This window comes from Exiguobacterium sp. SH1S1, assembly GCF_004337245.1.
Taxonomy (GTDB): Bacteria; Bacillota; Bacilli; order Exiguobacteriales; family Exiguobacteriaceae; genus Exiguobacterium; species Exiguobacterium aurantiacum_A.
The window spans coordinates 167959-186395 of record NZ_SJUZ01000004.1 but is presented as its reverse complement, the minus strand read 5'-3'; the positions used below and the strand labels follow the sequence as shown (position 1 = coordinate 186395).

General features: G+C 54.4%; 16 protein-coding genes. 12 read left to right on the top strand and 4 right to left on the bottom strand.

Going from position 1 to position 18437, the window contains the following annotated elements:
• Nucleotides 1-199 precede the first annotated feature (199 nt).
• From EVJ23_RS09890 to clpB, 4 genes are all read left to right on the top strand, one after another.
• On the top strand, nucleotides 200-1693 hold the full coding sequence (locus EVJ23_RS09890) for an LPXTG cell wall anchor domain-containing protein (protein ID WP_131465808.1): 1494 nt from the start codon (nucleotides 200-202) through the stop codon (nucleotides 1691-1693).
• Nucleotides 1694-1898: 205 nt separating this feature from the next.
• The gene (locus tag EVJ23_RS09885; RefSeq protein WP_236633753.1) at nucleotides 1899-3008 is read left to right on the top strand and encodes a CamS family sex pheromone protein; all 1110 of its coding nucleotides are present in this window, start codon (nucleotides 1899-1901) and stop codon (nucleotides 3006-3008) included.
• 140 nt (nucleotides 3009-3148) lie between these two features.
• A complete protein-coding gene (locus tag EVJ23_RS09880) occupies nucleotides 3149-4015 on the top strand; it encodes a DnaJ C-terminal domain-containing protein (RefSeq protein WP_071399065.1) in 867 nt (288 codons plus the stop codon).
• An 18-nt stretch (nucleotides 4016-4033) separates the two neighbouring features.
• Entirely contained in the window at nucleotides 4034-6625 is a 2592-nt protein-coding gene (gene clpB, locus EVJ23_RS09875; protein ID WP_131465774.1) for an ATP-dependent chaperone ClpB, read from the top strand.
• A 33-nt stretch (nucleotides 6626-6658) separates the two neighbouring features.
• On the opposite strand, the gene EVJ23_RS09870 is transcribed toward clpB, so the two are convergent.
• Nucleotides 6659-7732 (bottom strand): TIGR04053 family radical SAM/SPASM domain-containing protein, encoded by a 1074-nt coding sequence (locus EVJ23_RS09870; protein ID WP_131465772.1) that lies wholly within the window; start codon nucleotides 7730-7732, stop codon nucleotides 6659-6661.
• On the bottom strand, nucleotides 7729-9096 hold the full coding sequence (gene hemG, locus EVJ23_RS09865; RefSeq protein ID WP_131465770.1) for a protoporphyrinogen oxidase: 1368 nt from the start codon (nucleotides 9094-9096) through the stop codon (nucleotides 7729-7731). The genes EVJ23_RS09870 and hemG overlap by 4 nt, the downstream gene beginning before the upstream one ends.
• A gap of 111 nt (nucleotides 9097-9207) precedes the next feature.
• On the opposite strand from hemG, the gene EVJ23_RS09860 reads away from it, so the two are divergent.
• A complete protein-coding gene (locus tag EVJ23_RS09860; protein ID WP_070328819.1) occupies nucleotides 9208-9387 on the top strand; it encodes a hypothetical protein in 180 nt (59 codons plus the stop codon).
• A 59-nt stretch (nucleotides 9388-9446) separates the two neighbouring features.
• On the top strand, nucleotides 9447-10388 hold the full coding sequence (gene glsA / locus EVJ23_RS09855; RefSeq protein ID WP_070328820.1) for a glutaminase A: 942 nt from the start codon (nucleotides 9447-9449) through the stop codon (nucleotides 10386-10388).
• On the opposite strand, the gene EVJ23_RS09850 is transcribed toward glsA, so the two are convergent.
• On the bottom strand, nucleotides 10385-11158 hold the full coding sequence (locus EVJ23_RS09850) for a CHAD domain-containing protein (RefSeq protein WP_131465768.1): 774 nt from the start codon (nucleotides 11156-11158) through the stop codon (nucleotides 10385-10387). The genes glsA and EVJ23_RS09850 overlap by 4 nt on opposite strands.
• 39 nt (nucleotides 11159-11197) lie before the next feature.
• Here EVJ23_RS09850 and EVJ23_RS09845 point away from each other — a divergent pair, with 39 nt between their 5' ends.
• The 4 genes from EVJ23_RS09845 (at nucleotide 11198) to EVJ23_RS09830 (ending at nucleotide 15917) form a co-directional block, all read left to right on the top strand.
• Nucleotides 11198-12568, top strand: a complete 1371-nt coding sequence (locus EVJ23_RS09845; RefSeq protein WP_070328822.1) for an MATE family efflux transporter — start codon at nucleotides 11198-11200, stop codon at nucleotides 12566-12568.
• A gap of 179 nt (nucleotides 12569-12747) precedes the next feature.
• A complete protein-coding gene (gene nagA / locus EVJ23_RS09840) occupies nucleotides 12748-13896 on the top strand; it encodes an N-acetylglucosamine-6-phosphate deacetylase (protein ID WP_131465766.1) in 1149 nt (382 codons plus the stop codon).
• A complete protein-coding gene (gene nagB, locus EVJ23_RS09835) occupies nucleotides 13893-14657 on the top strand; it encodes a glucosamine-6-phosphate deaminase (RefSeq protein ID WP_131465764.1) in 765 nt (254 codons plus the stop codon). The genes nagA and nagB overlap by 4 nt, the downstream gene beginning before the upstream one ends.
• Nucleotides 14658-14813: 156 nt before the next feature.
• Complete coding sequence (locus EVJ23_RS09830; protein ID WP_070328825.1) at nucleotides 14814-15917, top strand: LCP family protein; 1104 nt, start codon at nucleotides 14814-14816, stop codon at nucleotides 15915-15917.
• A 36-nt stretch (nucleotides 15918-15953) separates the two neighbouring features.
• Here EVJ23_RS09830 and EVJ23_RS09825 read toward each other — a convergent pair whose 3' ends face one another.
• Entirely contained in the window at nucleotides 15954-16682 is a 729-nt protein-coding gene (locus EVJ23_RS09825; RefSeq protein WP_131456711.1) for a GntR family transcriptional regulator, read from the bottom strand.
• Nucleotides 16683-16777: 95 nt separating this feature from the next.
• Here EVJ23_RS09825 and EVJ23_RS09820 point away from each other — a divergent pair, with 95 nt between their 5' ends.
• Nucleotides 16778-17938: an alanyl-tRNA editing protein gene (locus EVJ23_RS09820; protein ID WP_131465762.1), complete on the top strand. Its 1161-nt coding sequence runs from the start codon at nucleotides 16778-16780 to the stop codon at nucleotides 17936-17938.
• Nucleotides 17932-18360: a GNAT family N-acetyltransferase gene (locus EVJ23_RS09815; protein ID WP_131465760.1), complete on the top strand. Its 429-nt coding sequence runs from the start codon at nucleotides 17932-17934 to the stop codon at nucleotides 18358-18360. The genes EVJ23_RS09820 and EVJ23_RS09815 overlap by 7 nt, the downstream gene beginning before the upstream one ends.
• Nucleotides 18361-18437: the final 77 nt, after the last annotated feature.

Genomic DNA, 18437 nt, shown 5'->3' with positions numbered 1-18437 from the left:
CTCAGTATATGGACGGATTCACTAAAGTGGTGGACGGGTAATGAATAGTAACAACAAAATTGTAAAATTTTTCTGCAACCGAGGTACTCTTGACACCACGACTCGTGCACACTCACCCTCTATCTCCCCTCCGTGCCAGAGCGCTGTCGTCGGGACATTTTGTCACTGATGGACATACATCTTAGAGGAGGGGACCACCATGCGTAGCGCCACCAAACGGTTCACGGCATTCATCACGTTATTCGTTTTACTCATCGGCATGTGGGCACCAAACGTTCTTTATGCAAGCGACACGACGGAAACGAGCACGCTGTACGTCCAAGTCGATCTCACCGCTGAAGAGCAAGCGACACTAGACGAAGCTAGTCTTGTCTATGCCGATATTACGTATTATGGGGTTCGTGAGACCGCGGACGTCTGGCGTTTTATCGTGGACGTTCAAGCAGTCGAGACGTCCTTGATTGATCAAGTCACGTTATATAACGAGGAAGGCGTGCCGTACTCGTTTACGCCAGCAGCGATTACAGCTGAGCTACCGATTGAAGAGCTACCGATTGAAGAGCCAGCGCTCGAGGTGACAGAATCTGGTGTCACCGACGAGAGCAGTGAACCAGTGAGCGAAATGGCAGAACCTGATGTCACAGACGAGAGCAGTGAACCAATGAGCGAAGTGGCAGAACCGGCAACCGAAGCACCGGTGATCGAAGAAGTCGCGGCGACGACGGTCGAACCAGCGGTCGCAATCGGACTTGAAGTCGGCAAAGAGGCGAACATCGACCAAGCCGTCGTCGGAGGGAGCATCCCTTATACGTTCGTCATCGAGAACACGGGCGATGCGACGTTGACGATCACGTCGATTGAAGACGAGTTTTTCAGCGGTGGGATTCAAGACGATGCCGTCACTGCTTTCAACGAGGAAGTACGCAGCAAGTTGACGGCGCTCATCGGTGACGATGGTCTCGCTTCCGGCGAACGCGTCGAAACGACTGTAATTCTCGATGTGCCGAGCGACTACGACCAAGTGATGCATCCTGAAGTTGGGAACATCTTCCGTGTCGCTGCGACTGATGAATCGGGTCGTGTCGTTAACGCCGAAAGTCAGCAAATCGTTTTGCTCAACCGGCTCGATTTCACGGTCACGAAAGTCGCAAACCCGCAAACGGTTCATCCGGGCGAGACGATCCTCTATACGTATACGCTCACGAATACGTCGAACGTCACCCTTTACTTCGTCGACGTAGTGGAAGAGTGGACGAGCGGCGCTTTGACGGTGAAAGAACAACGCGAGACGACAGAGGTGCTCCGCGACGGGATGCGAGCGCTCGCTGAAGTCGAGAACGGATTGATTCCGGGCGAGGAAGTCGTGCTCGAACTAGAAAAATTGTTGCTGCCGTCATACGATGTTCGAGCCGGGGGGATTTTGACGAACCGGGTCACGTTCACGTTTGAAGTCAACGAGGCAGCTCGCGTCTCTCGGTCGGCGGAAACGACAGTCCACGTCAAACAAGCGATACCGGAACGGGAAGACGAGGAAGCATACGTACCAGAACCGACCACTCCCGTGTCACCTGAGCAAGGCACATTGCCAATGACCGGCACGACCGAGACGTGGGCTACTGTGATTGGCCTCGTCTTGATCGTACTCGGCCTATTGTTCTTCACACACCGGCGCCGGCCGTCTTCAAAAACTTGATCATACGTCCTTCGATGAAAGTCGAGGGACGTATTTTTGTGATTCTGGACTGATTCCGCTTCGACACTTTTTTCAACAGACGATTTTGTTATAATGGACGAAGTGTATAACGAATTGATTCGTCAAAGGAGTTTGGACATAGATGAAATGGAAACAAATAATAATCCCCGCCCTCGCCGCGACGGTATTTCTCGGTGGGTGTTCAATGAAAATTCCGATGGGGGAAGAAGAAGTGACGCCGACCGGGAACGAGACGACGTCAGAAGGTGTCACACAAGCGATTGAAGCGCGTGACTCGTATTACCAGATGGTGATTCCGTTCAAGCCGGCCGCAGCGCGCGGGCTCGCCCAACGCCAAGTCAGTTCATCGCTCGAACTAGAAGAAGTCGAGCTTGGTCTCATGCGCCATTCGACCGGCGCGTTCGCCCCTGAACAATACGTTTATCAAGAAGGGCAATTATTGAAGGCTGAAGACGTCTCTCGTCTGCTCGGACGAAAAGATAAAACGTCTGAAGGCCTGACACCGCTCAACCCGGCCTATGCGAACGGGACGGCAGAAGTGGCAGAGGACAAGTTCGTTGAAGAAAACAAGAAGTCGCCGCTCTATTTGGCGTCGCTCATCGAACAAAACTATATGACAAAGACGGATAGCGGATATCAACTCGATGGCGTCTCATTCGCCCTCATTTTGAACCGTGAGTACGTCTTCCAGGCCCCGAACTTCGGTCCGACCTATACGGAAAAGTTAGATGCGAAAAAAGTCATCGCAGAAGGGGAACGGATGGCAAATGAACTCGTCGCACAACTGCGGAAGCGTGAAGACTTTAAGGGTCTTGACATTAACGTTGCCCTATACATGAAGTCGGCGCAAGGGTCACCGACACCTGGCAATTATGTCAAGTCAGCGTTCGTCGGGGAAGGTGCGGAAGTAGCCGCGTCTGATTGGAAAGCAATCGACGAGAAGTACTACTACTTCCCATCGAATACGGCGACGACCGAAGTGCGTGATGACGCACAGAAGTTCACGTTGTTTAGCGACCGAATCGCTGATGTCTTCCCTGACTTCAGCGGCATGATCGGTAAAGGATTCTATCAGAACGGTGACTTGTCACGCATCGAGATCGACATCCCGATTCAATTCTACAGCCGGGCCGAACTCGTCGGTTTCACGCAACACGTCGTCGGTTTGCTTGAGAACCGTTGGGAATACAATCGGAACGTCCCGGTGCGTATCAATGTCACCTCACTCGGTGGCACACAAGAAGTGACGATCGTGTTCGAAGAAGGTATGGATACACCGAAAGTTTACTTTTAACAGATGAGGTGCTTCGTAATGAAACGAAGCGCCTCTTTTTTTCGTATGTATTGTAACGAGGAAAATCTTTGACCTTCTTTGACCAAATCGGTAGAATAGACTTAACAGAAACGGGAAAGAATAAGGTGAGGTGAATCGAGATGACGAAAAACTACTATGACGTGCTTGGCGTGTCGAAACAGGCATCCGACCAAGACATTAAGAAAGCTTATCGAAAACTAGCGAAACAATATCATCCGGATGTGAATAAAGAGCCGGGGGCACAAGATCAGTTCAAAGCAATCCAAGAAGCGTTCGATGTGTTGAGCGACCCCGACAAGAAAGCGAATTATGACCGTTACGGCAGTCCGGAAGGCCCGACGTTCGGTCAAGGGACGTATGACGGTGACGGATACGGGGAAGGTTCGGCGCAATTTGAAGACTTGTTCCGTCAGTTCGGTGGCGGATCACGCACGACGTCGCGGACGTTCGGATTCGACGACATGTTCGGAAGTTTCTTCAACCAAGCGGTAGAAGAAGATTTAGATGAGACGGTCCGGGTCAACGTGCCGCTCAGTCAGTTGACGAGTGATTCGAAAGTGAGTTTGCGCCTGCAAACGGGTACGGTCAACGTGAAGATTCCGCAAGGCGCCCATGAGGGCCAGAAACTTCGACTGAAAGGTAAGAGTAGCAAAGTCGGTCAATCAGGCGACCGGGGCGATGTGTACGTCGAACTCCATTTCACCGATGACGAAACGTATCGACGAGAAGGAGCGAACGTCATCACCGTCAAACGGTTGCGGCCACTCGCTTTCCTAGACGGGACCGAAGTCGTCGTCGCGACGCTCGACGGCGGCCGGGTCAAGCTGAAAGTCAAACCGGGTTCACGTCCGGGCCAACGGATGCGGATTCCGGGCCGCGGTTTCATGACCGCTTCAAAAGTCCGGTCCGACTTGTTCATCCAACTCGAGGTCGACTTACCGCTCGACGCCGCCCACCGGTCTGTTTATGAACAACTAGAACGCTGAGCATAAGGAGGAAACAACATGGATTTCAATCGATTTACAGATAAAGCGCATGAAGGGATCGTCAGTTCGCAAGCACTTGCTAAACAGTATCATCATAGCGAGATGAATGAATGGCACGTCCTCGCCTCGATGATTTCGCAAGCTGATGGCATCATTCCACTGTTGTTGCAAAAGATGGAGTTGAACGTCGCGGAGATAGAAGCAGAAGTAGCAATGGCGCTCAAGAACGCACCGAAACTTCAAAATCCGACGACACCGATGATCTCGGCCTCGCTGCTTAATGTGTTGACGACGGCCGAGCGTGAAGCGACCGGTATGAGTGACGAGTACGTCTCGGTCGAACACGTCCTACTCGGAATTCTCCTCAACAAGAGCCAAGCGCAAGCGATGCTCGAGCGCAAAGGCGTGACCGAGGACAAGTTACGCGAGGCGCTCGTCGCCGTGCGCGGCAACCGACGCATCACGTCGAAGTCACCGGAAGCGACGTACGACGTCTTGACGAAGTACGGCCGTGATTTGATTCAAGAAGTGAAGACCGGAAAGATCGACCCGGTCATCGGGCGCGACAGTGAGATTCGCCGCGTCATCCGCATCTTGAGCCGGAAGACGAAAAACAACCCGGTGCTCATTGGGGAGCCAGGGGTCGGGAAGACGGCGATCGTCGAAGGGCTTGCCCAGCGTATCGTCCGCGGTGACGTCCCGGAAAGCTTAAAAGACAAGACGATATTTAGCCTCGACATGAGCTCGCTCGTCGCCGGTGCCAAATATCGCGGTGAGTTCGAGGAACGGTTACAAGCCGTCTTGAACGAAGTAAAAGAGGCGGAAGGGAAGATCATCCTCTTCATCGACGAGTTGCACACAATCGTCGGGGCTGGTAAATCGGAAGGCGCGATGGACGCGGGCAACATGCTCAAACCGATGCTCGCCCGCGGTGAACTTCACTGTATCGGCGCGACGACACTCGATGAGTACCGCCAATACATCGAAAAAGACCCGGCGCTCGAACGGCGCTTCCAGCAAGTGCTCGTCGCCGAGCCGGACGTTGAAGACACGGTCTCGATTTTGCGCGGATTGAAAGAACGCTTTGAGATCCATCACGGCGTCCGCATTCATGATAACGCGCTCGTCGCGGCCGCTGTCCTGTCGAACCGCTACATCACCGACCGGTTCATGCCGGACAAGGCGATCGACCTTGTCGATGAATCGTGCGCGATGATCCGGACCGAGATGGAATCGATGCCGGCTGAACTCGACGAACTCGTGCGCCGCGTCATGCAACTTGAAATCGAAGAGGCCGCTTTGAAGAAAGAGAGCGACGAGGCCTCGAAAAAACGTCTCGACGTGCTCCAGCAAGAACTCGCCTCGACGCGTGAACAAGCGGATGCACTCCGCCTGCGCTGGGAGAACGAGAAAGAGTCGACACACCGCGTCCAACACATCCGCGGGGACCTCGAGAAAGTGAAGCTCGAACTGCAAGAAGCCGAGAGCCGTTACGACTTGAACCGGGCTTCCGAGTTGAAGTACGGACGGATTCCAGAGCTCGAACGTGACCTCGCCGAAGCGGAACGTCTCGCCGGATCGGTGACGCGTGAACTCGTCCGGGAAGAAGTGACGGAAGAAGAGATCGCCGAGGTCGTCTCGAAATGGACGGGCATCCCGGTGACGAAGTTGACAGAAGGTGAGCGCGACAAGTTGCTCAACCTCGAGACGGTACTGCATCAACGTGTCTTCGGACAAGATGAGGCGATCCGACTCGTCAGCGACGCCGTCATCCGGGCCCGGGCCGGCATTAAAGACCCGAACCGTCCGATTGGATCGTTCCTCTTCCTCGGTCCGACCGGGGTCGGGAAGACCGAACTCGGGAAAGCGCTCGCCGAAGCGATGTTCGATTCTGAAGACCACATCGTCCGTCTCGACATGAGTGAGTACATGGAGAAACATGCCGTATCTCGCCTCGTCGGGGCACCTCCAGGATATGTCGGCTACGAAGAGGGCGGTCAATTGACAGAAGCGGTGCGCCGCAGCCCGTACTCGGTGCTCTTGCTTGACGAAGTCGAGAAAGCGCACGCCGACGTGTTCAACATCTTGCTACAATTGCTCGATGACGGTCGCTTGACCGATTCACACGGTCGCGTCGTCGACTTTAAGAACACGATCGTCATCATGACTTCAAACATCGGGGCCGATATTTTACTCGAGGCCGCGAAAGACGGTGTCATCGATGAAGAGGAAGAACGTCAAGTCATCGAGCGGCTCCGTCGCCACTTCCGGCCGGAGTTCTTGAACCGGGTCGATGAAACGATCTTGTTCCATCCGCTCACGCGCGCCCAAATCGGACAGATTGTCGAGAAAGCGGTCGCTCGGATGGGCAGCCGCTTGACGGCACGCTCGATTCGGATCGAAATCTCGGACGCGGCGAAAGCGTTCATCGCCGACGAAGCGTACGAGCCACAGTTCGGCGCCCGTCCGATCAACCGTTACGTACAACGGACGATCGAGACGAAGCTCGCGCGCAGCATTCTCGCCGGTGACGTCGAGGATGGTCAGACCGTCATGATCGACGTCGAGAACGGAGAATTGACGCTCCGTCCGACGACGGTGGCGTACTAAACAATAAGGAGCACAGGCCGAGGCCTGCGCTCCTTATTTCGCGTGTTCAGGTTGATACGTGCAATACGGTTCCTCTGCCTTATAGTCGCCGGTGACGGCGTAGGCTCGGGCACGCGATCCGCCGCATAAGTAACGGTATTCGCAGTAGCCGCATTTGCCGCCGTGCGTGTCCGGGTCACGCAGCGTCTTGAACACCGGATGTTCCCGATAAATCTCGGCAAGCGGTGTCGTTTTGACGTTGCCGCAGTTGATCGGCAGGAAGCCGGACGGTTGAACATCACCGGTGTGAGAGATGAAGACGAAGCCGTTGCCGTCATTCGTCCCGCGTGGCGCTTTGGCGAGGTCGTCATGTGGATGACCGATCGGCACGAGTCCTGCGTCTTTCCGTTTTTGATTTTCTTGCCGGGCGACCCGGCGATAGAACTGGGCCTCGGTCGTCGAGATGATGTATGGCACATGTTCTTGCAGCGCGAACGCCCAGCGCAGCACGTCCTCATGTCGTTCCGGCGAGATCGGTTGCAGGAGCGAGCCGCGACCGGTCGGGACGAGGAAGAACAGCGTCCAGACCGAGACGCCGAGCTCACCAACGAGTTTCGCGATCTCTGGCAGTTGGTCGACGTTGTACTCGGTCACGGTCGTATTGATTTGGAACGACATGCCTTCCTCCCGGAAATAGGAGATGCCGCGAATCGTCCGCTCGAAGCTGCCGCGTGTCCCCCGGAAATAATCGTGCGCTTTCGCGTCGGCACCGTCGAGTGAGAACGCCCAGCGTGTCAACCCGGCCGCTTTGGCCCGTCTGACCGCGTCATGAGTCACCCGTGGCGTCGCTGATGGAGTCATTGAGACGCGCATGCCGAGTGACGCCGCGTATTCAGTCAACTCGAACAAGTCTTCACGCATGAGTGGGTCGCCGCCTGTGAAGACGAGAATCGGGTTGTCCATCGCGTAAATGTCACGAATGAGCGCTTTGCCTTGCGCCGTGTCTAATTCATCCGGGTAACGATGGTACTGCGCCTCGGCCCGGCAATGGACGCAAGACAAGGCGCAGGCGCGCGTCACTTCCCAGATGACGATGAACGGGTTCTCGTTGTAATCAATCCGTTTCATGAGCGCACCGCCTGCTTCGCCGTCATCGCCCGCATGACGGCCTGTTTGGCGGAATCGACACAGTCGGGAAGCCCGACCCCGTGTAAGATCGCCCCGCACGCCTCGACGCCATCGAGAGCGGCCAAGGCATGTTCGAACGCGTGCACATGTTGCTTATGACCGACCTCGTATTGTGGCATCGTATCGACGTGGCGCTCGACTTTCGTGAAAAGCGGTGTCCCGACGTGTTGAATTTTGCGGAGCTCGTTTAACGCAAACTCGGCGACCGCTTGATCCGTTGCGGCTAATAAGTCGGGAACGTGATCGGAACCGATATAGACGCGCAAGAGCGCCTTACCTTTCGGTGCCATGTGGGACCATTTCTTATGCATCCAACTGCAGGCGGTCAACGCATTGGCTTCCGCTTTGGCGATGACGTAACCTGTCCCGTCGAGTGACGCCACATCTTTCTCGTCGAACGCCGCGAGGACGGTGATCGATGAGGTGCGCTTCAATTGAGATAATCGCTCCGCCTCGGGGATTCCGAGGATCGGGCCGAGCGCATTCGGCGAAGTCGCTAAGATGATGCCGTCAAACTGTTCGATCGTGCCGTCCTCGAGTTCGATCTCATGAGGGCGGACCGAGGCGACACGGGTGCCGGTGTAGAGGCGGTCGATCGACGGACGGAGCGCCTCGATGAGGATTCCGAGCCCGTTTTGTAACGATAAAAACTTCCCGGCCTCACGCGGTTTCACTCCGGCTTGTACAGGCGGCGTGAGTGCTTTCATGCCGAGAATCAAGCTGCGTGTTTTTTGTTCAATCGTGATAAACTGAGGGAAAGTAGACTCGATGCTCATATCTTGAAGCGTCCCGTTATAAATGCCTGACAGGAGTGGTTCGATCATCGATTCGACGACTTCAGAGCCGAGCCGGGTCCGGAAAAACGTGTCGAGCGAAATGTCTTCGCCCGCATAGACGCGGGGGAGCACCAAGTCCATCCCGGCCCGAGCCTTTCCACGCCACGTGAACAGGTCGGTCTTCACCATCGGCCAAAATTTCGTGGGGATGCCCATGACAGAACCGTTTGGCATTTGCCGTAACTTGTTGCGAACGTATATGTAAGACGTGCCGGTCTGTGAACGAACGAGCTGTTCATCAAGACCGAGTTCGGTGATGAGCTCGGTCAACGTCGGCTTTCTGGCCATATAACCGTCGGGACCGCATTCGAGTACAAATCCGTCCCGATAAACCGTCTTGATTTTCCCGCCGACCCGATCACTCGATTCATAGAGTGTGACGTGTGCACCGGCCTGTTTCGCATAGTAGGCAGCGGCCATACCCGTGATGCCGCCCCCGATAATCGCAATGTTGTTCAATTGATTCACCCATTTCTATATAGTCTTCGAATTAACCGTACCGAGAATATGGGTGTAGACATAGGATAAGTATCACACGGTTCTAGACGAAATTGTCACGGATGAAAGGGAGGGGCGACTATGGTTTGGTTCGGCATCACAGCTTCGATTGTCGTCGTTGGGATTGTCGCATTTATCGCCGCGATGAACCGACATGGAGAGAAGCTTGCCGGGGATGAGGAAAGTCCGCCGGTCATTTGGGCCGACGAAGACTGGTACAAGCCAGGATCGTCCAAAGATGACGGTCCGCCTGATGGCTAAGCTTGAGAAGATATGATAAGATGAGCCGGTTGTAAACTATCGGATATGAGGTGATTTTGATGAACGTATTAGAACAGCAGTTGGCGCATTTGGTCGACGAGTGTCGTCCGTATACGGCTCAAGGAAAAGTTGCGGATTATATCCCTGAGCTCGCACATGTCAAGGATGACTTGCTCGGCGTGGCGATTTGCCTGCCTGACGGTTCTTACATCCATGCGGGTGATGTCCATCATAAGTTTACGATTCAAAGCGTCTCGAAAGCACTCGCGCTTTGTTACGTATTGATGGAGTTCGGCGAGGACTTCGTGTTCTCGAAAGTCGGGATGGAGCCTACGGGTGATGCGTTCAACTCGATCGCCAAGCTCGAAGAGACCGTGCCATCGAAACCACTCAATCCGATGATTAACGCCGGGGCGCTAGCCGTCACGAGCATGATATTAGGGGATACGGCGGAACTTAAAATTTATCAGTTCCGTCAATTTTTAGCGACGTTACTCGGCGTGCCGGTCGAAGAAGTGACGTACAACGAAAAAGTCGCCCGCTCGGAATACGAGACGACCGACTTGAACCGGGCCTTGCTTTATTTCATGCGCCACCACGGCATCGTAGAAGGCGACGTCGATGAGATCATCGACGTCTATACGAAACAATGTGCCATCGAGATCGACTGTTTTGAGTTGGCCCGCATCGGACGGGTGCTCGCGGGCAACGGGGAAGACCCGGTCACAGGCGAAGAGTTGATTCCGCGCCGGGTCGTCCGCATCGTCAAAGCGATCATGACGACTTGTGGCATGTATGACGCCTCCGGTGAGTTTGCGGTCCGTGTCGGTCTGCCAGGGAAGAGCGGGGTGTCGGGTGCGATTCTCGCGACCGGGAAGCACGAACTCGGACTGAGCGACGTCGGCTTCGGGATTTTCGGTCCCGCGCTCGACTCAAAAGGCAATTCGATTGCTGGTATGAAGCTACTCGAACTGCTCGTCGAACGCTACACGTCACGCTAGAGCTTGATGGCGTCGACAGAAGCGTCAAGTTGCTCGTGCAGTGTGTCGATGAGTCGTTCATACGCCGAAACGTATTCGGTCGGCGGTGAAAAATCGGTCCAGCGCAGCAGCAATTGATGACGGTCATTCATCTCACCGAGCTCGGTTTGGAGCCGTTTCAACTTTTGGACCTGGTCTTTCGAGGCCTTTTCTTCGTAGTTTAACAAGTACTCGTGCAAGTAGCGTTCACGCTTCACGGCGAGCCGGACTTTATGGAGTGCCTCGAGCCGGTCATGCTTTGATGTGGCGTGGTGGTGGGACTCGACGCGGCGTTTCCGCTCCGATTTTGCCTTATCGAGAAACGCTGAGGCGTCTTGCTTCTTTAACGAGCGATACAATTGACCGCCGATGAAGCGGCGCACTTGTTGGTCGAGCGACGGCGTCATCTTTTCGGTGACGCGCGAATTTAATAACGTCCGGTCTTTGGCGCGGTTCGCTTCCATGTGATCGGCAAACGCCTGCTCGAGCCCGGTCTCGATTGCGAGACCTTGGAGCAACACGTCCCCGTCACGGACCGCGCCGAGCGCTTCCATCAGCTGTTTCAATTGCCGATACGTGGAAGGTTTCGTTTCGTACAGTTGCATGAACGTCAGCAACTTGCGCAAATGGACCCGGGCCTGATGCACGTCTTCTGTGTTTTGAAAGGTGAGCGCTTCGGTCATATAATGGTTGAACGTATTCCATGTTTCCAATAGTTCGTACTTTAGCTTCTCTGCATTCCGTTGATTCATCCGAATTTGTTCCTTTCTGAAATGAGATGAGGGTTGTCCATGTATCAAACGCATTCACTTAACGAAAAAATAAAATTGTTCTTCACGATTTTCTTTCCAATTTTAGTCACGCAAGTATCATTCTACTTAATCAGCTTCTTCGATACGGTCATGTCAGGCCGAGCCGGAGCCGTCGACTTGGCTGGCGTCGGTGTCGGCTCGAGTCTATGGATGCCGGTCTATACGGGACTGAGCGGGATTCTGCTTGCCGTCGCACCGATTGTCGCTCAGGCGCTCGGAGCCCGTAATATCCAACATATCCAACGGACGTTGTATCAAGGCGTTTACTTAGCGATCGGACTGAGCATCGCGACACTCGTCCTCGGTGCGTTCCTCGTTCCGGCCGCAGTGGACGGGATGGGGCTAAGTGAGGAAGGAAAACGAATCGCCAAAGGTTATTTGCTCGCGCTCGGATTCGGCGTCTTGCCGATGTTCTTGTTCAACGTGCTCCGGACGCTCATGGATTCACTCGGAAAAACCCGAATTTCCATGTTGCTTATACTATTAGGGTTACCCATTAACGTCGGGTTAAACTACATCTTCATTTTCGGGAAGCTCGGACTTCCTGCTTATGGGGGCATCGGGGCCGGCATCGCTTCTGCGATCACGTATTGGCTTCTCTTCTTCATGGCGTTCGCGTTCGTCCGGAGCGGGAAACCGTTCCTTGAGTATCGGTTCCTGCGCGCGCCGGATCGATTGGCATGGCCGCGCCAAAAAGAACTGCTCAAGCTCGGGACGCCGATCGGCCTCGCCATCTTTGCCGAGGTCAGCATCTTCGCGGCCGTGACCTTACTCCTTAGCGAGTACGGGGACAATATCGTCGCCGCCCACCAAGCGGCGATCAACTTTGCCTCGTTCGTCTATATGTTGCCGTTGTCCGCTTCGAGCGCTTTGACGATCGTCGTCGGCTATGAACTCGGTGCGCGCCGACTCCAAGACGCGGTGCGCTATGCCAAGATTGGGATCGTGCTCTGTTTGGCCGTATCGTCATTTTCAGGCGCCTTGTTGTTCTGGCAGAATGAACGCGTCGCCGCCATTTATACGAATGACGCCGCTGTCGTGGAACTTGCGGCCCACTTCATGATCTTTGCGGTCTTCTTCCAATTATCTGACGCCGTCGCCGCCCCGATTCAAGGCATCTTGCGCGGTTTCAAGGACGTCAACGTGACGCTCGTGTTGTCGCTCATCGCCTACTGGGTGATCGGGCTGCCGCTCGGTTTCTTACTCGCGGAACGGTTCGGCTTCGGTCCCGATGGTTATTGGATCGGGCTCATCGTCGGACTTGCCGCCGGGGCAGTGCTCTTGTTCATGCGCCTCGTCCATATCGTCAAACGATACAATGCCAAAGCAGCTGTCGAAGAGACAGCGTGACAAAATAAGGTTGGATGCCGGTTCGCCCGGGTTCAGCCTTTTTTTTGTTTGAGTCGATGGGAAGTCGGGCAAATGACTGATGATTTGATGTTTTTTTAAAATGGATAAATTGGTCTATACAACTATACTGATTTTTGTTATGCTATTGTCGAGAATAGTAGTGAAAGGGTGGATGACTGATGATGGTGATTATTAACGCACACCTCGTTTCTGGACAGGAGACGTGGGAACGCGGTTATGTTCGGATAAACGGGAAAACGATTGAAGCGGTCGGGGCGATGGCTGACTATGAGGCTGGAGATGAGACAGTGATCGATGTCGCAGGAAAACTCGTGACACCGGGCATGATTGATATACATGTCCACGGGGGTTATGACGTCGACACGATGGATGCGGACCGAGACCGGTTACGTTTCCTCAGTCAATCGATGCTCGCCGAAGGAGTGACCTCGTTTTTTGCGACGACGATCACGCAGTCACCGGAAGAAATCACCAAGGCGCTCGAGTCTGTCCGTGACGTCATCGAGTCAAACGAGACGACGGTTGCCGGTATCCATCTAGAAGGACCGTTCGTCAACGTCGAGAACGCGGGGGCTCAACCGGCAGAATATATTATCGATCCTGACGCTGAACAGTTTCGCATCTGGCAAGACGAGGCGGGCGGTCACATCCGACTCGTCACGTACGCACCGGAACGTCCGGGCGCACGAGAGCTTGAGCGAGTAATGATTGAATCGGGTGCCATCGGCTCAGCCGGTCATACGAATGCGACGTTTGCCGAGAACAAAGCGGCTGGCGTGAAGCACGGCACACATTTATACAATCAAATGCGCGGGCTGCACCACCGTGAACCGGGGACGGTCGGTTACTGCCTGCTAGAACGGGACGTCATGGTTGAAATTATTCCGGACGGGATTCACAGCCGTCCCGAGATGGTCGATTTCGCGTATCGCTTGAAAGGCGCGGACGGTCTCGTCGTCATCACGGATGCGATGCGGGCGAAAGGTCTTCCGGACGGGCGTTACGAGCTCGGAGGACAACCGGTCATCGTCGAGGATGGCGCAGCGCGGCTTGAAGCCGGTAACTTGGCTGGAAGTGTGTTGACGATGGACGCGGCGTTCCGCAACATTATCGCCTTCACCGGGTGCACGATTCAAGAAGCCGTGAAGATGACGTCCGCGAACCAAGCCGCGGAGTTTGGCATGAGTAAAAAAGGGTCAATCGCAGCCGGGTTTGATGCGGATCTCGTCATCTGGGACGGGTCATTGACGGTCGAGCAGACAATTCACCAAGGACGCATCGGATTTGAGAAGGAGGACGTGAAATGAATATATTAGTAGCGAAGACACCAGCGGACGCTGAACAGATTGCCTATACGCTCATTAAAGAGCGATTGGCCGGGAAACGTGAGTTCGTGCTCGGGCTGGCGACGGGGAGCACGCCGGTCGGGATGTATAAGATGTTCAAGCAGGACCAGCTCGATTGCCGCCATGTGACAAGCGTCAATTTGGACGAATATATCGGGCTTGCTCCGAGTCATCCTCAAAGCTACTATCATTTCATGGAAGAACGTCTGTTCAACGATGTTCCGTTCAAAGAAAGCCATCTTCCGCGTGGTGACGCAAAAGATCCTGATGCTGAAGCGGAGCGGTATGAACAGCTCGTCCGATCAATCGGTGTCGATCTTCAACTGCTCGGGATTGGTGAAAACGGGCATATCGCGTTCAATGAACCGGGGACGGCGCTCGATGCGAAGACGCACGTGACAGCGCTCACTGAGTCGACGCGGGAGGCGAATCGCCGCTTCTTCGATGCAAGCGAAGAAGTCCCGACGCACGCGATCACGATGGGACTCGATACGATCATGAACGCGCGCGAGATTGTTCTCGTCGCAACGGGAGACCGAAAAGCGAACGCGGTCCATCACATGATCGAGAGTGTGCCGTCTGTCGATTGGCCCGCGACGATTTTGCAGGCGCATCCGAGTGTCACGATCGTACTTGATACCGAGGCGGCCTCACAGTGCGCGCAAGCTTTACAGGCACGCGGAAGCGAAGCAGCCGCACGGTTCTTCTCGATCCGCTCATAACCGTTCAACCTGGGGACGCACGTTCCCAGGTTTTTTTGGTTGCGATTATGGGAAATTGTATGGAAATGAGTTTGTCATCAAAACGTTTTCGACAAAACTCGAGGATTCCTCTATAATAAGTGAAGCTCGTATCATTCGACCGTGAAGGAGAAAAACATGAACTCAAGAACCCAGGCGCGTAGACGGCGTAAAGGTCCGTCTACGTTTTATAAAGTGTTCAGCTCGCTGATCCTCATTGCCGTCATCGTCGGCTCTAGCATGTATGGGGCGGCTTTTTATAAAGCGCACAACATGTTGTCCGGCACACAAGTGACGCTCGAGGACGATCCGACGATCGAACCGACCCGGTTTGATAAAGAGGACACCGAAAGTTTCCTCGTGCTCGGGACCGACCTCTCCCCGCAAAAGAAAGCGCGAGGGGAGTTCGGTCGCTCTGACGTCATGATTGTCGTCATTTTGAACAAGAAAGACAAGCAGACGACGATGCTCAGCATTCCGCGAGACTCGTACGTCAATATCGATTACACAGGATTCGATATCCCTTACGGTAAGACCGGTCTCGATCAAGACAAAATCACGCACGCCTACTATTTCGGATCAATGGACGAGTCGGATCCGAACAACGGTATGCGCATGTCGACGAATACGGTTGAAGACCTAGTCGGTGTTGAAATCGACCACGTCGTGTCGCTCAACTTCCAAGGATTCGTCGACTTCATCGATGCTGTCGGAGGCGTCGAAATCGACGTTCCGTTCTCGTCTGAACAGAAGAGTTATGACGCATCCCGTGAAGCCGTCCAAGTCGAAGCCGGCCTTCAGCAGTTGTCGGGTGAAGAAGCACTCGCTTATGTCCGAAACCGCTATGACGACCCGCGCGGGGACATCGGGCGCGGCCAACGTCAAATGGAAGTCATCAACGCCGTGCTCGAGCAGTCGCTCGGCACGTCATTGATCAACAACTATGATAAAGTGCTCAAATCGGTCGGTGACAATATGCAGACGACGCTTGGACCGAACGACTATATGCGTTTAATCGAAGACGTCGGTGCCCTTAACAACACGGTTCAATATCAATTGACCGGAGAAGGTGCGCGTGGCAATGACGGCCACTTCTATTACTTCTTGAACGAGCCGTTGCTCGACGAGGTCCGGTACCGTGTGCAACAAGCGGATTCCGGCAACGAAGTCGAAGCGATGACGGAGACGGAGCTCGAGTCTTATATGCTCGATCCGTCTGGCATCACATACGAAGCCCAATAAAAAAATGGTTTGCCCTCAGCGGGGCAAACCATTTTTTTAGGTGCGTTCCATCGCGACAGTGAACGAATACGCATCGCCGCGGAACAAAGAACGACTGTATTCGAACATGTCGCCGTTCTCGAGATACGTCCGTTGGTCGATCAATAGGACGGGCGCGTTCGGGGAGATGGTCAACAGCTTCGCTTCAACAGGTCCGGCGCTTCGGGCTTCGAGCGTCTGTGTCGCGTTTTTCAAACGCAGGCCGGACTGTTCGGCGAACTCATAAATCGAGCCGACGGCATCTGCCTCGGTCAGTTCGGGCAATAAGGCGACCGGGATATAGGCGGTCTCTAAAGCGAGCACGTCCTCGTCGGCGAGTCGGAGACGCTTCATCTCATAGACCGGCGTACTGGCTGCGACATTCAATTTCTGCGCGATTTTATTCGAGGCCGGAATCGTGTCGAATGACAATAGACGGCTGAACGGGCGCATGCCCCGGTGTTTGATTTCTTCTGAGAAACTCGTCAAACCGGACAACGCCATCGTGATTTTTTTACTGGCGACGAACGTACCACGTCCTTTTTGACGGCTCAAATAACCAGCGTTGACGAGGTTCGTGATCGCCTGGCGCACCGTCATCCGGCTGACGTTATACCGCTCCGAATATTCCCGTTCGGACGGGATCGATTCGCCGGGTTGGAGCTCGCCAGCGTCTATTTGTTGCTTTAAATAGGCTTCGATTTGATAATAAATAGGTAGCGGGGACTTTTTATCAATCTGTAACATACATATCGCTCCTGACCTAAGGGTAAGTGTTACTTATTATAGACCAAATCAGACTAGTTGTCTGAACATATCATGCAGAAAAGGTGGCGACCAATATGAACTCATGGCAATTTGAAACGACGGTGACAGCGCAGCGGGAAGATGAGCGGGGCACGTGGATCGCGCTTGCAGCAACACATTTTTACGCGGAAGGTGGCGGACAACCGGCCGATACAGGGACGATTGGCGGACAAGCCGTTTTAGATGTGCAACGTGACGACTCGACCGTGTGGCACCTCGTCAACGAGCCAATCGACGAAGCAACGGTAGTGATCGGTCAAATCGACGCAGCGACACGTCACGACCACTCGATCCAACATACGGCGCAACACGTGCTGACGGCCTTGCTTGAAGACCGATACGGTATCGAGACGCTCAGTTTTGGAATCAGTGCTGACGATTCATCGATCGAGATCGCGGCCGAATCATTCGATTGGGAGTTAATCGAAACGTTAGAACGTGACGTTCAGCAGATCATCTTCGACAACCGACCGATTCACATTTTTGAATTACAGGATGGCGAAGTCGAGCATGACCGGTTACGTAAAGCGACGGATCGCACCGGCACGATTCGGATCGTCGAAATCGATGGACTCGATTATAACGCTTGCGGAGGGACGCATGTGTCGACGACCGGCCAGCTCGGGATCATTAAAGTGACCTCGATGAAAAAAGTGCGGGGGAACGTTCGTTTGACGTATGTCGCAGGGATGCGGGCACTAACGGTCATCCAATCTTCGCGCACCGCGCTACGGGCGATCCATCAAACGTTGTCGACGACGAACGAGACGGTCGCGGCCCGTGTCGCCGAAGAGCGGACGGCGCGACTCGAACGTGAAAAAGAAGTGAAGGTGCTCGAGGCCCGGGTCGCCAAGGCGAAAGTCGCAGCATTCTTACAAGAGGACAATTACGTCATCACGCACATCGGCAAGACCGAGGCGGAGACGCTCACGACGATGATCGTCGAACGGATCGCGGCGACCGGACGGATTGCCGTCGGTGCCAATCATACCGGACAAAAACTGTTGCTCATGCATGACGGGACGCATGACATCGCCATCGGCAAGTTTTTAAAACGGACGTTAGACGACCTTGGCATCGGTCGGGGCGGTGGCAGTCATAAACAAGCCCAAGCCCGCTTCGAATCGATCGTCGACCTAGAACGGGCCACGGCAGAAGTCGTCAAACGGTTACAGGAAGGAGTGGTGTCATGTTGACGATTGAACACGGCAACGACACGTCGCTCATCGAACGAGCCCGTTCCGTACGGGAGGTTGTCTTTATCGGCGAGCAAGGGATTGACCCGGCGCTCGAATATGACGACCTCGATCCAATCTGTATCCATTTTGTCGGGATGATAGACGGGGAGCCCGTGACGACGGCACGACTGCGACCAATCGGAGACGGTGTCGGCAAAGTCGAACGGGTCGCCACGCTCGCATCGGCGAGAGGGAACGGATATGCGAAAAAGCTGATGCTCGAAATCGAGGATGTGGCGCGCGAGAGCGGGCTGCATGAGTTGAAGCTCGGCGCTCAACTGACGGCGCTCCCGTTCTATGAACGGCTCGACTATACGACGTTCGGTGACGAGTTTTTAGACGCCGATATCCCGCATCGGATGATGAAGAAGTCGTGGTGATTATTTTTAGAAAGTTTCTTTTTTTCTAAAAAAAGGTTGGCAAGCCGGGAAGCATTTGTTATAACTAAAACTAACAA

What these genes read in the sequence shown, in the direction of transcription:
- EVJ23_RS09890 (WP_131465808.1), top strand. Translation starts at nt 200, where the DNA reads ATGCGTAGCGCCACCAAACGGTTCACGGCATTCATCACGTTATTCGTT.
- EVJ23_RS09885 (WP_236633753.1), top strand. Translation starts at nt 1,899, where the DNA reads ATGAAAATTCCGATGGGGGAAGAAGAAGTGACGCCGACCGGGAACGAG.
- EVJ23_RS09880 (WP_071399065.1), top strand. Translation starts at nt 3,149, where the DNA reads ATGACGAAAAACTACTATGACGTGCTTGGCGTGTCGAAACAGGCATCC.
- clpB (WP_131465774.1), top strand. Translation starts at nt 4,034, where the DNA reads ATGGATTTCAATCGATTTACAGATAAAGCGCATGAAGGGATCGTCAGT.
- EVJ23_RS09870 (WP_131465772.1), bottom strand. Translation starts at nt 7,732, where the DNA reads ATGAAACGGATTGATTACAACGAGAACCCGTTCATCGTCATCTGGGAA.
- EVJ23_RS09860 (WP_070328819.1), top strand. Translation starts at nt 9,208, where the DNA reads ATGGTTTGGTTCGGCATCACAGCTTCGATTGTCGTCGTTGGGATTGTC.
- glsA (WP_070328820.1), top strand. Translation starts at nt 9,447, where the DNA reads ATGAACGTATTAGAACAGCAGTTGGCGCATTTGGTCGACGAGTGTCGT.
- EVJ23_RS09850 (WP_131465768.1), bottom strand. Translation starts at nt 11,158, where the DNA reads ATGAATCAACGGAATGCAGAGAAGCTAAAGTACGAACTATTGGAAACA.
- EVJ23_RS09845 (WP_070328822.1), top strand. Translation starts at nt 11,198, where the DNA reads ATGTATCAAACGCATTCACTTAACGAAAAAATAAAATTGTTCTTCACG.
- nagA (WP_131465766.1), top strand. Translation starts at nt 12,748, where the DNA reads ATGATGGTGATTATTAACGCACACCTCGTTTCTGGACAGGAGACGTGG.
- nagB (WP_131465764.1), top strand. Translation starts at nt 13,893, where the DNA reads ATGAATATATTAGTAGCGAAGACACCAGCGGACGCTGAACAGATTGCC.
- EVJ23_RS09830 (WP_070328825.1), top strand. Translation starts at nt 14,814, where the DNA reads ATGAACTCAAGAACCCAGGCGCGTAGACGGCGTAAAGGTCCGTCTACG.
- EVJ23_RS09825 (WP_131456711.1), bottom strand. Translation starts at nt 16,682, where the DNA reads ATGTTACAGATTGATAAAAAGTCCCCGCTACCTATTTATTATCAAATC.
- EVJ23_RS09820 (WP_131465762.1), top strand. Translation starts at nt 16,778, where the DNA reads ATGAACTCATGGCAATTTGAAACGACGGTGACAGCGCAGCGGGAAGAT.
- EVJ23_RS09815 (WP_131465760.1), top strand. Translation starts at nt 17,932, where the DNA reads ATGTTGACGATTGAACACGGCAACGACACGTCGCTCATCGAACGAGCC.